Origin of the sequence: Halalkalibacter nanhaiisediminis (genome assembly GCF_007830185.1) — a bacterium.
GTDB classification, from domain to species: domain Bacteria; phylum Bacillota; class Bacilli; order Bacillales; family Bacillaceae_D; genus Halalkalibacter; species Halalkalibacter nanhaiisediminis.
Genome location: NZ_VLKZ01000005.1, coordinates 78,605 through 93,742 on the forward strand (window position 1 = coordinate 78,605; position 15,138 = coordinate 93,742).

14 protein-coding genes, 1 pseudogene and 1 riboswitch are annotated in these 15,138 nt (G+C 36.9%); of the genes and pseudogenes, 10 read left to right on the forward strand and 5 right to left on the reverse strand.

What is annotated here, in order from left to right; all coding sequences use genetic code 11:
• Nucleotides 1-318, forward strand: a 318-nt coding sequence (locus IQ10_RS18185) for a hypothetical protein (RefSeq protein ID WP_199757412.1), incomplete at its 5' end; no start/stop codon positions are given.
• On the opposite strand, the pseudogene IQ10_RS18190 reads toward IQ10_RS18185, so the two are convergent.
• Nucleotides 315-531 (reverse strand): annotated as a pseudogene (locus IQ10_RS18190) (KGG domain-containing protein); the annotation flags it as partial. The gene IQ10_RS18185 and the pseudogene IQ10_RS18190 sit on opposite strands and share 4 nt — an antisense overlap.
• A gap of 773 nt (nucleotides 532-1,304) precedes the next feature.
• Between IQ10_RS18190 and IQ10_RS09940 the strand changes: the two are divergent.
• From IQ10_RS09940 to IQ10_RS09970, 7 genes are all read left to right on the forward strand, one after another.
• A complete protein-coding gene (locus tag IQ10_RS09940) occupies nucleotides 1,305-2,387 on the forward strand; it encodes a tartrate dehydrogenase (protein ID WP_144450335.1) in 1,083 nt (360 codons plus the stop codon).
• 82 nt (nucleotides 2,388-2,469) lie between these two features.
• On the forward strand, nucleotides 2,470-3,147 hold the full coding sequence (locus IQ10_RS09945) for a GntR family transcriptional regulator (protein ID WP_144450336.1): 678 nt from the start codon (nucleotides 2,470-2,472) through the stop codon (nucleotides 3,145-3,147).
• A 220-nt stretch (nucleotides 3,148-3,367) separates the two neighbouring features.
• Nucleotides 3,368-3,820 (forward strand): MarR family winged helix-turn-helix transcriptional regulator, encoded by a 453-nt coding sequence (locus IQ10_RS09950; protein ID WP_144450337.1) that lies wholly within the window; start codon nucleotides 3,368-3,370, stop codon nucleotides 3,818-3,820.
• Between the two features lie 397 nt (nucleotides 3,821-4,217).
• A complete protein-coding gene (locus IQ10_RS09955; protein WP_144450338.1) occupies nucleotides 4,218-5,171 on the forward strand; it encodes an ABC transporter permease in 954 nt (317 codons plus the stop codon).
• Entirely contained in the window at nucleotides 5,161-6,111 is a 951-nt protein-coding gene (locus IQ10_RS09960; protein WP_144450339.1) for an iron chelate uptake ABC transporter family permease subunit, read from the forward strand. The genes IQ10_RS09955 and IQ10_RS09960 overlap by 11 nt, the downstream gene beginning before the upstream one ends.
• Nucleotides 6,105-6,863, forward strand: coding sequence for an iron ABC transporter ATP-binding protein (locus IQ10_RS09965; protein ID WP_144450340.1), 759 nt, complete (start codon nucleotides 6,105-6,107; stop codon nucleotides 6,861-6,863). Before IQ10_RS09960 ends, IQ10_RS09965 begins: the two co-directional genes overlap by 7 nt.
• A gap of 81 nt (nucleotides 6,864-6,944) precedes the next feature.
• On the forward strand, nucleotides 6,945-7,946 hold the full coding sequence (locus tag IQ10_RS09970) for a siderophore ABC transporter substrate-binding protein (protein WP_144450341.1): 1,002 nt from the start codon (nucleotides 6,945-6,947) through the stop codon (nucleotides 7,944-7,946).
• A gap of 48 nt (nucleotides 7,947-7,994) precedes the next feature.
• Here the strand turns inward: IQ10_RS09970 and IQ10_RS09975 are convergent, their stop codons facing one another.
• From IQ10_RS09975 to IQ10_RS09990, 4 genes are all read right to left on the reverse strand, one after another.
• Nucleotides 7,995-9,176, reverse strand: coding sequence for a DUF418 domain-containing protein (locus IQ10_RS09975; protein WP_144450342.1), 1,182 nt, complete (start codon nucleotides 9,174-9,176; stop codon nucleotides 7,995-7,997).
• A 156-nt stretch (nucleotides 9,177-9,332) separates the two neighbouring features.
• Nucleotides 9,333-9,803 carry a TspO/MBR family protein gene (locus IQ10_RS09980; RefSeq protein ID WP_144450343.1) on the reverse strand — a complete coding sequence of 157 codons (471 nt, stop codon included), beginning with the start codon at nucleotides 9,801-9,803 and terminating at the stop codon, nucleotides 9,333-9,335.
• A 142-nt stretch (nucleotides 9,804-9,945) separates the two neighbouring features.
• On the reverse strand, nucleotides 9,946-12,144 hold the full coding sequence (locus tag IQ10_RS09985) for a YhgE/Pip domain-containing protein (protein ID WP_144450346.1): 2,199 nt from the start codon (nucleotides 12,142-12,144) through the stop codon (nucleotides 9,946-9,948).
• Between the two features lie 72 nt (nucleotides 12,145-12,216).
• Nucleotides 12,217-12,792, reverse strand: coding sequence for a TetR/AcrR family transcriptional regulator (locus tag IQ10_RS09990; protein WP_144450347.1), 576 nt, complete (start codon nucleotides 12,790-12,792; stop codon nucleotides 12,217-12,219).
• A gap of 170 nt (nucleotides 12,793-12,962) precedes the next feature.
• Here IQ10_RS09990 and nfsA point away from each other — a divergent pair, with 170 nt between their 5' ends.
• A complete protein-coding gene (gene nfsA, locus IQ10_RS09995; RefSeq protein WP_242009808.1) occupies nucleotides 12,963-13,706 on the forward strand; it encodes an oxygen-insensitive NADPH nitroreductase in 744 nt (247 codons plus the stop codon).
• Nucleotides 13,707-13,766: 60 nt separating this feature from the next.
• A riboswitch (SAM riboswitch) is annotated at nucleotides 13,767-13,874 on the forward strand.
• Between the two features lie 78 nt (nucleotides 13,875-13,952).
• The gene (locus IQ10_RS10000) at nucleotides 13,953-15,134 is read left to right on the forward strand and encodes a pyridoxal phosphate-dependent aminotransferase (protein WP_144450349.1); all 1,182 of its coding nucleotides are present in this window, start codon (nucleotides 13,953-13,955) and stop codon (nucleotides 15,132-15,134) included.
• The last annotated feature ends 4 nt before the right edge of the window (nucleotides 15,135-15,138 follow it).

Below are 15,138 nucleotides of genomic sequence, written 5' to 3' on the forward strand. Positions count from 1 at the left end.
GTTGTTGTTCCCATTGCTGTTGTTGTTCCCATTGCTGTTGTTATTGCCGTTGTTGTTGCTGTTGCTGTTGCTGTTGCCATTGCCGTTGTTGTTGCTGTTGCCATTGCCATTGCCATTGCTGTTGTTATTGCTATTGCCATTGCTGTTGTTATTGCCATTGCTGTTGTTATTGCTATTGCTATTGCTATTGCTATTGCTATTGCTGTTGTTATTGTTATTGCTGTTGTTATTGTTATTGCCATTGTTGTTGCTATTGCTATTGCCGTTTCCGTTGTTATTACCATTACCGCTGTTGTTTCTAGTGGTTTGATTTCCTGATGAATTATTTCCACCTTTTTGACCTATTTCTTGATAAAATTCTTTATCATGATTTTGGCTTGTTTGTTCTCCACCTTTTTGACCAATCTCTTGGTAAAACTCTTTGTCATGATTTTTACTTGTTTGTTCTCCACCTTTTCTTCCCGCTTCTTCACGACTCATCTTTTCATTGTTGTTGTTTGCATTATTGTTGTTATTGTTTTTTTGTGCCATTTTAAACCCTCCTTTGTAAGTTATTTTTAAATTACCTGTTTTAACACATTTAAAACTCTTTTTTTTATGTAATAAATTGAAATATAATCAAAATTTAAAAAACATTTAGATGTCGGTCAAGGTTTCAACCCTAATCATCATACCCAACAATAGTGCTATTATAATTGATGTAGGCACAGCGATAACAGTTGGACAAAAGGGTGTTCAGTATTGAAAGCAGACTGGTATAGATAGCACATTGATCGATTTTTTTCAAAAATTAATATTTTTCAAAGGTTCAATGTCTATATATTTAACTGTTTTTAATGCAGACGGATTCTATGAATGGAAAAGAACTAAAGGAAAGAAAATCCATTTAGAATGACTATGAATGAAAGGGAAGTGTTCACGTTGAACATGCGTTATCCTCAAGTTGTAAGCAATGAGTCATATTATAACCTTCATACAATGTTAGTAACTTGAAGACGTATCACAGTAATATTGGTGCGGCTTAAATTTTTCGTAACTCCCTATTTCTTGTGTAATTTAGCTTTTAATTAAATTTTTAATATTTTTCAGAATTTTCATTGTCAATTTTCTTTTTGTCGTTTAAAGTAAGAAATATCCAAATGAATAGTGTTAACAGTAAACTTTGGTAAATACATAGTATCTTTTTTTATTGTCTACTGTTAACAGTAGACAATGTAAAGAAAATGAGATCATTTTTGGTAGCTTTATCTAAATAGTGGTAGAAGGTCACATTCAATAAGATATCAAATAGGAGTGGTGAGTAGATGAAGGTACATAAAATTGCAGTAATACCTGGAGACGGAATTGGACCAGAGGTTATCGATGAAGGCGTAAAGGTCCTACAAAGAATAGCAGAACTTGATGGATCGTTTACCTTTGAATTTGATTATTTTCCATGGGGTTGTGAATATTACGCAAAGAATGGCAAGATGATGGACGATAATGGTTTAGACATACTAAAAAATTATGATGCTATCTATTTAGGAGCAGTAGGTTTCCCTGGTGTACCAGATCATATTTCTCTTTGGGATCTTCTTCTAAAAATTAGAAAAGGATTTGATCAATATGTAAACTTACGCCCTATAAAACTTTTAAATGGAATACCAAATGCATTAAGCAATGTGCCGCGTGAAAATATTGATATGCTTTTTATACGTGAAAATACAGAAGGGGAATATGCAGGAGCTGGTGACTGGCTTAATAAAGGCAGAGAAGATGAAATCGCTCTACAAACTGGTGTTTTTACAAGAAAAGGTGTCGAGAGAATTATTAGATATGCGTTCGAAGAGGCCCGGAAACAAGGGAAGAGTTTAACGAGTATTTCAAAAGGAAATGCCATGCAATATTCAATGGTATTTTGGGATCAGATATTTGAAGAAGTAGCTAATGAGTATCCTGATGTAAAGATCGATTCATATTTAGTAGATGCTGCAAGTATGCTACTAATTAAAGATCCAAAACGCTTTGAAATCGTTGTTACAACGAATCTATTTGGAGATATATTAACTGATCTTGGAGCTGCACTTGCGGGGGGACTGGGCTTGGCAGCAGGTGCAAACGTAAATCCAGAAAAAACATTTCCTTCTATGTTTGAACCAATTCATGGATCGGCTCCTGATATTGCAGGACAAGGAATTGCGAATCCGATGGCAACTGTTTGGTCAGCAAGTCAGATTCTTGATTTCTTTGGATATGAGCAATGGGGCAATCAAGTGATCCAAGCAATTGAGAAAACGTTAGTTGATAAAAAGGTTTTGACGCCTGATTTAGAAGGATCATCCACAACAGCAGATGTTGGAGATGAAATCATTAATAATCTTGTAAAAATTAAGGTAGAATCTAATTAATCATTTTTAGCCTGTTGAGAAACGACACTCAGCAGGCTGTATGTTCTAGAATGACTTACGCTAATAGAGGAGGTAAACTTAGTTGGAAGTTATTCGTTCAATTCCTTTATACCAACAAGTTTATAATCAACTAAGAAAAGAAATTATTTCAGGGAATTTAGAAAGCGATTCGATTATAAATGAAGTACATTTAGCTAGAGATTTAGAAGTTAGTCGTGGGCCTGTGAGAGAAGCGATCAGAATTCTTGAGCAAGAAGGGCTTATTACACGGGATAATAAAAATCAGTTACGTACGTATAGAGCTACGATTGAAGATATTGAAAATATTTATCAATGTAGACAGGTTCTAGAATCATTAGCAGCTACATTAGCTGCTCGCAGAATGAATGATGATAAAATAGATAGACTAGCGAGTATAATGAAGAAAAAAGAAACATTCATTTATATTGAAACAGACAGTGAAGCAGTAGCAAAGGACTTTGCTGACTTATGTTCAGAATTTCATGAAGTTATTAATCATTCTTGTGGGAATCCAAGGTTACAACAGCAAATTAAGCAATTAAAAAGTTTAACTTACCTATATAGACATTATAATGTAAAAGGAATTTCACGCCGAGAAGAAGTGTTTAATGATCATCGTACGATTTTAGAATTTCTCAAAGAAAAAGATGATAAAAAGGCTGGGGCTTTTATGCAGGAGCATATTGAACGTGATTTAACGAATTTAATATCTATTTATCATTTGGGTGATTTAGGATGAAGAAAAGAGTATAAAAACAGAGTAGTTTGCTAATGTAATGAAAAGATGAAATTTGTGTTTTTCTCAAAGCTAACTTTTAGGAGTTAGCTTTATTACTATAGAATAGATTAGGGTTATTCTGCTAATTTAATTAAAATAGCAAACGCTTACGATATCGTATTGCCGAATCGTCTAAGATCATGTACGCTTTTCATATAACTATGGATGATAGGGGACTAATATGGACTACCGTAAGTATGTTTTGGCTGATTCAATTGGATATAAAATAACGAATACAGCCCGTCTTGTCACAAAGAGACTAAATGATAATTTTAAACAAAATAATTTTCCTGTAACAAATGAACAATGGTCAATCATGATCCGCTTATGGGAAGAAGATGGTTTAACACAGAATAAGCTTGCGGCTTTAACGAAAAAGGACTCGCCAAGTGTTTCGAGACTAGTGAATAATATGGAAAAGCGTGAATTAGTGAAGCGAGTTCCGCACCCAGTTGATAAACGAACGAATTTGATTTTTTTAACGACAAAAGGGAAGAAAATGCAAATGGGACTCATAACGCAAGCCCAGAAAACGGTCGAACAAATATCAGAGGGAATTGATCCAGCAGAATTAGAGATATTTCTAAAAGTGTTAGAAAAAATCGACCGAAATTTAAGCGATTTTCAAGAATAAAAGTAGCACTATTCTCAATTAGAGAGTAGTGCTTTTATTATGTGTTATTGCTTTTCTTTCTAGATAATATAGTTGTATGAACAGCTATTATTATAATATTTTTGAAAAAACAGCGTTATGAATGATACTATTCAAATTAAAATTAGTTGTTAAAACAACTAATTTTCGGAAGTGTATTGACAATGGTTCTCGATAGGAATAAAATAGCACTTATAACGATAATCATTATCATTTGAATTAATGAAATACTGATAATTTTATTTATTTTTTTTATCATTTAGTGATAATCATTATCATATCCAAATAGTTATGAAAGGGGGTTAGGGTTCCTAGTTGCTCATCTGAATCAGGTAGATTTTTTTTGAGGAATCTCTTAAAGAGAATAGTAGGATAGGTTATGAAAAAAAGATATTTAGTTTTGTTACTCGTTTTTCTTTCGCTCATCTCACTTATTATAGGAGTTCGAGATATAAAGCCAATGGATATGTTCGCTTTGAATGAAGAGCAAGCTGAGACATTGTGGTTAGTCAGGTTTCCGAGGCTTATTAGTATCATTATTGCAGGAGTGAGCATGAGTATTTGCGGGTTAATCATGCAGCAACTCACAAGAAATCGATTTGTCTCACCAACTACAGCGGGGACAATGGATTCGGCTAGGTTAGGGATTCTAGTATCCTTATTATTATTTACGTCTGCTAGTCCGATCGTAAAAATGCTTGTCGCGTTTGCCTTCGCCTTAGCTGGAACATTTATTTTCATGAAAATCCTAGAGAGAATTAAATTTAAAGATACGATTTTCATTCCGCTTGTTGGGTTAATGTTTGGAAATATTATTAGCTCCATTACGACCTTCTTTGCTTACCGTTATGACTTAATTCAAAACATGTCAGCATGGTTGCAAGGGAACTTCGCTATCATTATAAAAGGAAGATATGAACTTTTATACATAAGTATTCCTATTTTGATCATTGCTTACTTGTTTGCGAACAGGTTCACGGTTGCAGGTATGGGCGAAGAGTTTTCTGTTAACTTAGGATTGAATTATAAAAAGGTGGTTAATATTGGGTTGATCATTGTGGCATTAATTACTTCAGTAGTCATCTTAACGGTTGGGATGATTCCATTTTTGGGGCTCATTATTCCAAATCTCGTTACGATTTATCGTGGTGATAATTTACGGGAAAATCTCCCTTATACGGCCTTACTCGGGGCAATCTTTGTTCTGTTCTGTGATATTTTAGGTAGATTGATCATCTACCCATACGAAATTCCGATTGGTCTTACGGTTGGTGTGATTGGAAGCGGTATTTTCCTGTATCTATTGTTAAGGAGAAAGTCTTATGGGTTATAAAACAAAAATTACCTTGCTTATGATTCTTGCAATTGGGTTGATTGTTGTGTACATGACAATTGATTCAAAAGGTAACTGGGAATATGTGCTTCCGCGAAGAGGGTTAAGCATCGTTGCCATTGTCATAACAGGAGCTGCCATTGCGTTTTCAACAATGGTGTTTCAAACCATCACAAACAATCGTATTTTAACACCTAGTATCATTGGCCTTGATTCTCTTTATCTACTTATTCAAACGTTCATTATTTATGTTTTTGGTTCGACTAGCTTCTTCGTATTGAATCAGTATTTAAACTTCACTATCTCGGTTGGTTTAATGGTTTTGTTTGCGGCTTTTTTATATAAGTTGCTCTTTAGAAGAGAAGGTCAAAATATCTATTTACTGCTTTTAATAGGTCTGGTCTTTGGTACGCTATTTTCAAGTTTGTCGACGTTTATGCAAGTGTTAATTGATCCAAATGAATTTTTGTCCGTTCAAGATAGAATGTTTGCTAGTTTTAATAACATTCATACCGAGCTATTAGGTATCTCGATTCTACTTATTTTGGTTTTGGGATTGTACTTTTATCAATTTACGAAATATTTAGATGTTTTATCTCTTGGAAGAGAACAAGCGATTAATTTGGGTGTGCATTATGATCATGTTGTAAAAAGAATGTTAATCATGATTGCCATTCTTGTTTCGATTGCTACAGCTTTAGTTGGACCGATTACGTTTTTAGGACTGCTTGTTGCCAATGTCGCTCATGAATTCATGCGAACGTACCAGCACAAATATTTACTATCAAGTTCGATGTTGATTAGTGTTATTGCCCTTGTTGGTGGACAGCTAATTATCGAGAGAGTGTTTACGTTTTCGACGACGTTAAGTGTCATTATTAATTTCATCGGTGGTGTCTATTTCCTATACCTTTTATTAAAGGAGAGTAAAAAATGGTAGAAATTATGAATGTAACAAAGCAATATGCGACAAAGAATGTCGTTGATCATGTGTCAGTCAATATTAAAAAAGGAAAAATTACTTCGTTTATCGGTCCGAATGGAGCGGGGAAAAGTACATTATTGTCGATTGTCAGTCGACTGATTTCAAAGGATTCAGGTGATATTCGAATTGATGATGTTGATATCTCTCAAACGAAAAGCAAGGATTTAGCGAAAAAGGTGTCTATTTTAAAGCAATCCAATAACATTTCGGTACGATTATCAATTAGAGAGCTTGTATCATTTGGTCGGTTTCCCTATTCCCAAGGAAACTTAACGGAAGAAGATATCCGTCATGTCGATGAAGCGATTAAATATATGGAGTTAGAAGATATCCAAGATAAATTTTTAGATCAACTAAGTGGGGGCCAGCGGCAAAGAGCGTACATTGCGATGGTTATTGCTCAAGATACAGAATACATTCTCCTTGATGAGCCACTTAATAATTTAGATATGAAGCATTCGGTACAAATCATGAAAGTACTTAGACGAATGGTAGATGAGCTTGGTAAAACGATTGTCATTGTTCTCCATGATATTAATTTCGCATCCTGTTATTCGGACCACATCGTTGCGTTAAAGGATGGGAGGATCGTAAAAGAAGGGCCAACGCCTGAGATTATCAACAATGCTGTCTTGAAAGAAATATACGATATGGATATTCCGATTAATAACATTAATAATTGCAAAATTTGTGTGTATTTTACGTAAGCATTGTTTGGTAGTTCGTGATGTTAACATTTAGGATTCATTAGCATCATCATTATAAAATTAAAAATTGGAGTGAGTAGAATGAAGAAGTCTTTAATATTCATGTTTATGCTTATGTTATTAGCTGTTTTTGTAGCAGCGTGTGGTTCTAATAGTGCGACTGATACACCAGCAGAAGAAACACCAGCAGAGGAAGAGGAGACAGATGTAGCGGCAGAGGAAGAGCCAGCTGCAGAAGAAGAGACGGAAATCACGATTCAACACGATCTAGGTGAAACGGTTGTTTCAAAAAATCCAAGTAAAGTTGTTGTTTTTGATATGGGTGTACTAGATACTTTAGATGCTTTAGGTGTAGAAGAAGTTGTTGCTGTGCCAAAGGGGAACATTCCAGAGTACTTAGCAAAGTATGATGGTGTTGAATATACAAATGTGGGCTCATTAAAAGAGCCTGATTTTGAGACAATTTATGATATACAGCCAGACTTAATTATTATTTCTGGTCGAACTTCTGATGCATATGAGGAGTTAAGTGGAATTGCACCAACGATTTTCATGGGCTTAGATACAGCTAATTATATGGAATCATTCACAGCTAACGTAAAAACATTAGCAGAAATTTTTGGTAAGGAAGACGTAGCAGAAGAGCAGCTTGCGGCGATTCAAGAGTCTGCGAGTCAATTAAATGAAAAGGCAACTGCTAGCGAAGCTCAAGGTTTAATTGTGTTAGCGAATGACGGAGCAATTAGTGCATATGGTCCTGGTTCACGATTTGGCCTTCTACATGATGTATTTGGAGTAACACCTGTTGACAAAAATATTGAAGTGTCTACTCATGGTCAAAATGTTTCATTTGAATACATTGTTGAGAAAGATCCTAAATACCTCTTTGTTGTCGATAGAGGCGCAGTTGTTGGCGGGGAATCACCTGGAAAACAAACGATTGAAAATGAATTAGTCCAGGGGACACAAGCGTATCAAGAAGGAAATATTGTTTATCTAGATCCTGTGAACTGGTATATTTCAGGTGGCGGGTTAACGTCTGTTTCTGAAATGATTAAAGAGGTTGACGTTGCAATTGAATAAAAAAAATATAAGCCAGTAGCAGATATGATTTTGCTACTGGCTTTTTTCTTAACGTCTTAATTTCGGAACATTTAAATAGGTTCCCGCTCTCCATACCCATTCAAATGGGCCCATACGATAGTGCTTGAGCCACCATTTGCTTGCAATCACTTGAATGAAGAAGAAGGCAAACACGAGCAAAATACCAGCAAAGTAGCCAATGCGATCAAAAAGTCCGATACCGTAGCCATAGAATAGGGTTGTAAAGACAATCGATTGCATTAAATAATTCGTTAATGACAAGCGCCCAACGTATGCAAGTGGCTGCAACAGCTTTTTCCCTTTGTCACTTGAAGCGATTAAAGCGATGCTTGATGCGTAGAACATGGCAACAAAAGGGCCACCAACCGTCGTATGTAGCATTTCACTTTGATATGTTCCTTGAATGACAAAGGCAAGTTTACTTGGAAAGCCAACAAGTAGAGTGACCCACCAAATTCTTTTGATAAGTGCTCTATGACGTGGAATATCCTCAAGCCACTTTTTACGTGCAACAAATGCACCTAGCAAAAACATTCCTAAGACACTAACCATGGCAGTGGAAGTAATAATAATGTCTCCGATCATTCCCATCCCAAGAGGATCAGCATCCATACGAAATGAAACAACGTCAGCATAACTACCTGATGAGAGTGCTTCTTTTTCCTCTATTGAATACTGATACAATTGTTCGCCAATAAGAGTAGTTGATTCATCTTCTGGTGTAGCAATGGAGCTGGCCATTAGTAAAAGAAGAAGGAGTGACCAGATGAGTAATCCTCTTTCTTTTAATTTCAAAAAGAAAAACAAGATGAATGATGTCAATGCGTAGACGAAAAGAATATCGCCATCCCAAATAAATAGTCCATGCAAGTAACCGACAACAAGGAGGATAAGAATTCGACGCCAATAAACAACACCAAAGCGTAACTCTCTTTGTTCAAGTCTTTCTTTTAGAAACGCCATTCCATACCCGAAAAGAAAGGAAAAGAGCGTATAAAAGCTTGCTTGGGCAAAAAGTTGAATAAAAATTTCGGCTGCACGGTCTAGTGCGCCGAGTGGATAATAATCATGAATATCAGGTACAAGAAATAACCCAAATTGAAAATGCATGCTATTTGCTAGCAAGATGCCGAGTAAGGCAAGGCCTCTCATCAGATCAAGAGAAACAATTCGGTCTTTTTCATCAATTGGGTTTGAACGTGTTGTCATATGTTGTCCCCTTTACTTAAAATCTGTTTCTTACTGTAAGAACTTGTTATCATTCTCACAAGATGGATTTTAACTCTTTTTAACATACGTAGCAATGAGTAAAAAGTTTCAATGCAAGTAAGCAGACTCAAGGTTGATCTAAATCATCTTTTCAATCTATTTATTCATGATATAAATGATAAAAGCGAGATAGGTCGCAAATGAACTCCATAGTAGGTAAGGGATGAGTAAATTGGATGCTTTTTTTGAAAGTGGTTTCGTCGTTATGATGAGAAGGAATGTTGTGAGAGTAACAAAGGCAGAGTCAACAAATGCGAAAAATAGATTTTTCTCAGTGAATAGAAAATAACTGAATGCTTGGTTCAATAGCCAATTGGCAAGTAAGACAAACCAAAATAATCGCGCGGCAAATGTAAAGCCATATTGTCTGTAGATCTTTGCCACAGCTGTTGCAATGAGGAAAAACAATAGTGCCCAAATCAACCCAATCATAGATCCACTTGGTGTCCATTTAGGTTTGTGTAATGAGTTATACCAATCGGGATCAATGGGAAATAGCACTCCGGCTAATGAAAATAGGGAATACGTAATAACGAAGACAAGAATACTCGACCAAATTGATCTCATCCTAAAACCTCCTCATCTCTTTATTAAATTTTAGCAAAAAATAACTGCTCATCACACATTATGAGGACAATGAAGGGATCATGTCCTTTTGCTTTAGAAACACCAAAAAACCAGGGCAATTAACTGCACCTGGTTCGTATGCTTATTCAGCGGTTGAAAGCTTTGTTTTTCGAGATTGCTTCACAATAAAATAAGATAATGTAATAGTCATAAAACCTATCATATATAGGAAAAGGATTCCGAGATTGCTCCACATAAAGGAGAAATCACCACTTGAAATGACGGCTTTAAAAGCTTGAACTGAATACGTCATCGGTAATATTGCGTTAAATGGTTGAAGTGCTTGTGGAATCAATTCTAATGGGAATGTTCCTGCACTTGTTGTTAATTGAAGTATCAAAATGATGATCGCGACAAAGCGTCCTGGATCAGCTAAAAGCGTAACAAGACATTGAACAAGAGCGATAAAGGTTAGACTTGTGATGATTGAAGTCAATATAAATAGTGGCACGCTTTGAACTTCAATTCCAAGACCAACTAATAGAATTCCAGCTGCTAGCAATGCTTGAAGCATTCCGACAGCAGCTAGGAATGAAAATTTACCGAAGAATACAACCAAGCCATTTTTACCTTCTGTTGCAACTTCGCGCATTGGATAGACGATGGAAAGAAGGAGAGCCCCAACGAATAATCCGAGTGATAAGAAATAGGGTGCAAAACCTGTTCCGTAGTTCGGTACATGATGGAAAGATTCGCTCTGGACTTCAACAGGAGCTGCCATCATATTGTACGTATCTTTATCAGCCTGTACTTCATTAACTTTGGAGCCTGCATCAAGCAATTTATCTTTTAGTTTAGACGTACCTTCCTCAAACTCGTTTGTTCCATTAGATAAAGTATTGGCTCCGTCTGCCAACTGTTGTGAACCAGACTTAAATTGTCCAGATCCTTCTTCAAGTTGGTGTAATCCATTTGAAAGGTCGTTACTTCCTCCAAGTAGATGTTTAGAACCTGCTTCTGCTTGTTGGAGCTTGTCACCAAATAAAGTAAGGCCTTCATGTAAAGTTGTTGTGCCAGTAAGCAATTCCTTTCCACCAGTAGATAATTGATTTAAGGCGTTAGCTAATTGTTGACTTCCGTTTACTATTTCTTTCTGGCCTTTATTTACTTCGGAAAGAGATCCTTCTAATTGCTTGGCGCCGCCACTAAGCTGACCTGATGCTTGAGAAAGGGCTGCTGTTCCGTTTGCCACCTGTGTAGAGCCTTCATTCAATTGAGTTAGGATGACAGTTAGTTGCTGTTTTTGTTCAGGAGACATTTGCTCTAGCATGGGCGTAATTCTTTCTGTCAACAAATTCATTCCTTGTTGGATTTGCTTGGCACCATCTGCTAATTGATCTGACTTTGTTTCTAGGTCTACAAGAGAGGTGGCTAGTGTATTTGCTCCACCTTGAAGGGCTGCTGTACCTTGCACGACTTTTTCTAAAGAAGCGGTAAGTGTATGTGTGCCACTTTCTGTCTGTTCGAAACCCTGGACAAGCGTTGTCGTTCCAGCGTTCATTTTTCCAGCTCCTGCTTGAAGCTCTTGCTCTGCATTCACTAGTTGAGATAATCCAACGGAAAGTTCGCCAATGCCAGCATTTAATTTTGTCGATCCCTCAGAGGCTTGAGCCATTCCTTGATCAAATATGATCGATTTTTCTGCAAGTAAGGCTAAGTTATTTTTTAATTGGTTTGCTCCATTAGAAAGTTCTGCTGCTCCAGCATTTATTTGAGATGCTCCGTCTCCAGCTTGGTTAAAGCCATCTCCCACTTCTTGAAGTTTCTTAAACAGCGTCTCTGCATATGTTTCTGTTACTTTTTCTGCTAAAGCCGACTTGATTTGGTTAACGGCTGTTGCTCCGATTTGTGCTGAGAGAAAGTTATAGCTTTCATTTGGAATGTATGTTAATTCCATTTTTTTTGGATTATCCTCTAAAAGTGTTGTCGCATGCTCTGAAAATGTTGATGGAATCTCGACAACTAGATAATATTTTTGAGTTTGTAAATCGTTCATTGCTTGTTCCTTATTTATAAATGTGAACTGAAAATCATTACTTTCTTTCAGTTTCTCTACTAAATCATTTCCTAAATGAAGCTTTTCACCTTCGAATTCAGCACCGTTATCCTCATTTACAATGGCTACTGGTAAATCTGATAGCTGTTCATATGGATCCCAAAATGCCCATAAAAACATTCCTGCATATAAGATAGGAACAAACAAGATCGCGATAACCGAAATGAGTACCTTTTTGTTCTGTAATACGTTTAGCCATTCGGTTTTTATATACGATAGTTTCATTTTTTCTCCTCCTGTGATTAATTGACCATTTTATTCATTTGGTCATTTTTGTTCGGAATAAAAGGATTACCTTTAAGAGATCGATAATCCATTCATGACATATAACTCGAATAAATGTAAAATTTGTTTTTCGTCTAGTGGTTCATGGTGCTGCTCCCAATCAAAAATAAGCGCAATGTAGAGCTTTAACATTAAAAATGCAGTGAGTTCTGTATTGCATGGCTTAATTTCATCATTTTCAATTGCTTGTTCAACTTTTTCCTTGATGAAGTTTAAAATTGCTCGTTCTATTTGTTGCATAACTTCTTGCACGGCGTGAGTACCAAGTTCCTTTTCTTCTTGAAAAAGCTTAATGGTCAACTGATGCTGTTTTCGGTACTCTAACATTCTTAAAATGGCGTGATGAGCATTTTCGTGAAAAGAAGCATCTTCTTTGATCACGTCTTCGGCTGCATGCTTCATATCTTGAATCAGTGTAATCACAATCTCATGAAAGAGCTCTTCTTTATTAGTGAAAAATGTATAAATTGTGCCTTTACCAACATTGGCTAGCTTTGCTACCTGATCCATTGTTGTTGCTTTGTAACCAAACATCGAAAATGATTTGGTTGCTGCTTCTAGAATCAAATTTCTGCGATCAACGGTCATTTTATCACCTCCACTAATGACTAAATGAATAATTTAGTCATTTTGCACAAATATAAATTACCACAGATCAATATGTAAATCAACTTTCTCTCTTGTAACAACTTACTTTTGAAAAAGACCATTCTCGTGTAGACTAGTAAGAAGGAAAATGTTACTAGGAGGCAAAGGGTATGCAACAGACAGAAATGATTAAACTCATTCAAAGTCATCGGTCGATTCGCGCTTTTACAGAGCAAAAGGTAACGGATGCTCAAATTGAGTCGATTGTTGAATCAGGACGGTGGGCACCATCCTCTAATCATGTACAAGCTTATAGCATTATCGTGATTCAAAGCGAGGAAAGAAAGAAAGAGCTCGCCAAGCTAGCTGGTAATCAGTCTTATGTAGAAGAGTGTCCTGTTTTCTTTGTCATCTGTGCTGATTTTTACCGTTTACAAAGAGCAACAGCAAAGCATGAACAGCCATTTGAGGTAGGCGCGCAGGAACAAGTCCTTGTTGGTGCCGTCGATACGGCGCTTGTTGCTGAAAATATGTTACTTGCTGCTCGTTCATATGGAATGGGAGGTGTTATGATTGGGGGAATTCGTAACGACCCAGAGGCTGTTTCAAAGCTGTTAGGTTTGCCTGAGTTTACGTTTCCTGTGATGGGATTATGTATTGGTTATCCTGCGCAGGAGCCTGAGCAAAAACCTCGTTTGCCAAAACAAGCGGTCGTTCATTATGAAACGTATGATGCCTCAAACTACGAAGAAACATTAGCACAATATGATGAGATTACAGCGCGCTATTATCAGGAGCGTTCTGAAGCTAAAAGAGTTGATACATGGTCAGAGCAAATGTCGAGGTTTTTCGCTACGACGAAGCGTCCGCATATAGGAGACTTCTTGAAAAAGCAAGGATTTCTCAAGTCATAACAACTATTGACAAAATTCTTGAATTCTACTAAGCTGTGACATAACAACGAACTACATACAATCTTATCAAGAGTGACCGAGGGATCAGGCCCGATGACGTCCAGCAACCGCCATTTATTAGGAAAGGTGCTACTTCCTGCAGAATCGATGTATTCTGAAAGATAAGCGTCCAGTGCGAAGACACGAGCCACTTTTTCAGAACGAGAAGGTGGCTCTTTTTAATTGAAAAAATCGAGGTGTGGTTATATGAAAACGTTTAAACAGTCAGAAACGCTAAAAAATTTGCCTGAACAATTTTTTGCAAAGCTTGTGAAAAAGGTCGCAAAAGTAAAAGAAACACATGATGATGTCATTAATTTAGGTCAAGGAAACCCCGACCAACCTACACCAGAACCAATTGTGGAAAGGCTTAAGGAAGCTGCTAGTAACCCTGCCTATCATAAATATTCACCATTTGATGGACACTTTTTTTTGAAAGAGGCTGTCGCTAATTATTATTTACGCGAATATGGGGTGAAAATTGATCCGAAGACAGAAGTAGCCGTTCTTGCTGGGGCAAAGGCAGGACTTGTTGAAGTAAGCCAGTGTCTTTTAAATCCAGGGGATCTCGCCCTTGTTCCAGATCCAGGGTATCCTGACTACTGGTCAGGGATCGCAATCGCAGGGGGGAAGATGCATACAATGCCACTTCGTCCAGAGCTTGATTTTCATCCTGATTTCTCAGAAATCGATCAAGATGTTTTGCAAAAAGCATCGCTTATGTTTTTAAATTATCCAAACAATCCAACAGGTGCCGTGGCAACTCATAGCTTGTTTGAAGAGGCGATTCGGCTTGCGCATGAACATGACTTTTGTTTAATTCATGATTTCGCTTATGGGGCTATTGGATTTGATGGTAAAAAGCCGCTGAGTTTTTTACAAATCCCTGGCTCAAAAGAAGTTGGAGTCGAGATGATCACCCTTTCTAAAACGTATAATATGGCAGGGTGGCGTGTTGGATTTGCTGTCGGAAATCCGAGTGTGATTCAGGCCATTGAACTGCTTCAAGATCATTATTTTTGCAGTATTTTTGGAGGCATTCAAGATGCAGCTGCTTATGCTCTTAATTCTGATCAATCAAGCGTTGTTGAGCTAGTCGATATGTATGAGAAGCGTCGCAAAGTATTGGTTGAGTCCGCTTTAGAAATTGGCTGGAATGTTAAAGCTCCTCAAGGTTCATTCTTTGCTTGGTTCCCTGTACCAGAAGGTTATACGTCAGAAAGCTTTGCAGATAAAGTCCTAGAAGAGTCTAGAGTTGTCGTTGCACCTGGAAATGGATTTGGTGAGTACGGCGAAGGATATGTTCGTATTGGGTTATTGTGTGAGGAAGAGTTGCTTCGAGAAGCGATGCTACGAATTGGCGCTCTTAATCTCTTTTCTCAAGGGTAACAAA

What these genes read in the sequence shown, in the direction of transcription:
- IQ10_RS09980 (WP_144450343.1), bottom strand. Translation starts at nt 9,803, where the DNA reads ATGAGATCAATTTGGTCGAGTATTCTTGTCTTCGTTATTACGTATTCC.
- IQ10_RS09940 (WP_144450335.1), top strand. Translation starts at nt 1,305, where the DNA reads ATGAAGGTACATAAAATTGCAGTAATACCTGGAGACGGAATTGGACCA.
- IQ10_RS09990 (WP_144450347.1), bottom strand. Translation starts at nt 12,792, where the DNA reads ATGACCGTTGATCGCAGAAATTTGATTCTAGAAGCAGCAACCAAATCA.
- IQ10_RS09950 (WP_144450337.1), top strand. Translation starts at nt 3,368, where the DNA reads ATGGACTACCGTAAGTATGTTTTGGCTGATTCAATTGGATATAAAATA.
- IQ10_RS09985 (WP_144450346.1), bottom strand. Translation starts at nt 12,144, where the DNA reads ATGAAACTATCGTATATAAAAACCGAATGGCTAAACGTATTACAGAAC.
- nfsA (WP_242009808.1), top strand. Translation starts at nt 12,963, where the DNA reads ATGCAACAGACAGAAATGATTAAACTCATTCAAAGTCATCGGTCGATT.
- IQ10_RS09975 (WP_144450342.1), bottom strand. Translation starts at nt 9,176, where the DNA reads ATGACAACACGTTCAAACCCAATTGATGAAAAAGACCGAATTGTTTCT.
- IQ10_RS10000 (WP_144450349.1), top strand. Translation starts at nt 13,953, where the DNA reads ATGAAAACGTTTAAACAGTCAGAAACGCTAAAAAATTTGCCTGAACAA.
- IQ10_RS09970 (WP_144450341.1), top strand. Translation starts at nt 6,945, where the DNA reads ATGAAGAAGTCTTTAATATTCATGTTTATGCTTATGTTATTAGCTGTT.
- IQ10_RS09965 (WP_144450340.1), top strand. Translation starts at nt 6,105, where the DNA reads ATGGTAGAAATTATGAATGTAACAAAGCAATATGCGACAAAGAATGTC.
- IQ10_RS09955 (WP_144450338.1), top strand. Translation starts at nt 4,218, where the DNA reads ATGAAAAAAAGATATTTAGTTTTGTTACTCGTTTTTCTTTCGCTCATC.
- IQ10_RS09960 (WP_144450339.1), top strand. Translation starts at nt 5,161, where the DNA reads ATGGGTTATAAAACAAAAATTACCTTGCTTATGATTCTTGCAATTGGG.